We start from the raw sequence: 2,171 nt of genomic DNA on the forward strand, positions 1-2,171 counted from the left end.
TGCCGGGTGGTGAGCTGGTCGATCAGGTCGGCGAGGGCCCGCCGTTCGTCGGCGAGCATGTCGAAGACGTCCACAGGGGAAGCGTGGCACAGTGCACTGATGGATCGCTGACCGGAGCCTGACCGGTTCGGAGACGGCGAGCGGTTCCGAGACTGTGAGCGGTTCGGCGGTGGGGGCCGGCGCGTCACGCCGATCCCCACCGCCGAATGCTGCTCAGGCCTGCGCTAGCGGGCCGCCCCGCGCGGAGGATCGCTGGTGACCGCCTCGGCCGCGGGGCGCGACGGCGAGGGGACGCTCGCCGCCGGAACCGCACCGCCGGGCAGGAGGCGCCCCAACGCCGCGGGCGTCCACCAGTTCCAATGCCCCAGCAGACGCATCAGCGCCGGGACCAGCACCAGGCGGATCAGCGTCGCGTCCAGGGCGATCGCCGCCGCCAGGGCCAGGCCGAACTGCTTGAGCTCGAGCACGTTCGCGATCATGAAGCTGCCGAAGACGGCCACCATGATCGCCGCGGCCGCGGCGATCGGGCGGGCGGTGTGCTCGATGCCGGTGGCCACCGCAGTCGCGTTGTCGCGGGTCTGCTGCCAGACCTCCTGCATGCGGCGGATGAGGAAGACCTCGTAGTCCATCGAGAGGCCGAACAGCATCACGAAGACGCTGATCGGGAGGTACACCTGAAGGAACCCGACGCTGGTGAAGTCCAGCACGCTGGATCCGTGGCCCCACTGGAAGACGGCCACCGTCAGGCCCATCGCCGCGGCGGTCGCCAGCAGGTTCATCGCGACGGCCTTCACCGGCAGCACGACGCTGCGGAACACCACGAGCAGGAACAGCAGCGAGAGCCCGAGGACGAGCAGCAGGATGTACGGGACCTTGGCGTTGGTCTCGTGCGTGAGGTCGAGGAACACCGCGGTTGCGCCGCCGACCAGTGCGACCGTGCTCGTGTGCGCGGTGGCCTGGGGCACCAGGTCGTCGCGGATGTGCTGGACGAGCGTGGTCGCCGCCGAAGAGTCGATCGGCACGGACGGCACCGCGTCGATCAGGATGCGCCCGCCGACCTGCTGCGTGTCGACCGCGCTGACGCGCGAGTCGTGGGAGACCGCCGCGGCCAGCCGCTGCGCCTGCTGGGCGCCGGCCGACTGGAGCGGTGTGTCGTCCGGACCGGTGACGACGATCTGCACCGGCGAGACGACCCCGGGTCCGAAGGAATGCTCCAGCACCTGCTGGGCCTTGGCCGAGGGCTTGCCAGTCAGCGAAGCGGTGCCGAGGTCGATGCCGTAGCGCATGTCGCCCACCGGCAGCGCCGCGAGCACGAGGATCGCCACGGCGGCCACACCCGCCACGATCGGGTGCCGCATGATCGTGTGCGCCCAGCGAGCCCAGCCGCCGGTGTTCTCCAGCGCTCCGGGCTGGATGTCGGCTGGCTGGAAGCGGGCCGGCAGCGAGCCCTTGTTGACTCGCGCGCCGAGCATCGCGAGCACGGCGGGCAGCAGCGTCCAGGCCGCGGCCAGGGTGCAGACGACCACGATCAGCACCGCGACGGAGATCTCCCGGAAGACCGAGGAGTTCACGATGAACAGCGAGCACATCGAGATGGCGACGACGACGCCGGAGAACAGCACCGTGCGACCGGATGTGGCCATCGCGGAGCCCGCGGCCTCGGCAATCTGCGCGGACTGGGCGCGGTGCTGCGCGCCGCTTCCCTTCCCGGTCACCCCGCGCCGGGCCAGTTCCTCGCGGAACCGGCTGACGATGAACAGGGCGTAGTCGATCCCGATGCCGGTGCCGATCATGGTGATGATGGTGACCAGGAAGGCGTCGAAGTTGAAGCCGAGGGCGAGCAGGGCGACGACGCCGAAGGCCAGCATGAGCCCGGCGATGGCGAGCAGCAGCGGGAGCACCGCGGCGACCACGGCGCCGAGGGCGAAGAGCAGGACGAGCAGCGCGACGGGCATGCCGATGGACTCGGCGTGCTCGGAATCCGCGTTCTCGACCGCGGTCAGGTCGTTGGTGATCGGCGAGTAGCCGGTCAGATACGCCTGCACGCCGTCGCCCGAGGCGTTCCGCACCGCTGTCTGCACCTTGCCGGAGCGCGAGGTGAGCTGGCTGGGGCTGCCGTTGAGCCCGATGAGGGCGAGCGCGGCGTGGCGGTCCGGCGAGATCTGGTCGTG

Annotated in this window: 1 protein-coding gene; it reads right to left on the minus strand. The window is 70.8% G+C overall.

Annotated features, from left to right (window positions below; genetic code table 11):
• Positions 1–224: 224 nt before the first annotated feature.
• On the minus strand, positions 225–2,171 hold a 1,947-nt coding region (locus tag VFB40_RS01070), incomplete at its 5' end, for an MMPL family transporter (RefSeq protein WP_324847339.1).

The organism is Actinocrinis sp. (assembly GCF_035650855.1).
Classification (GTDB): domain Bacteria; phylum Actinomycetota; class Actinomycetes; order Streptomycetales; family Catenulisporaceae; genus Actinocrinis.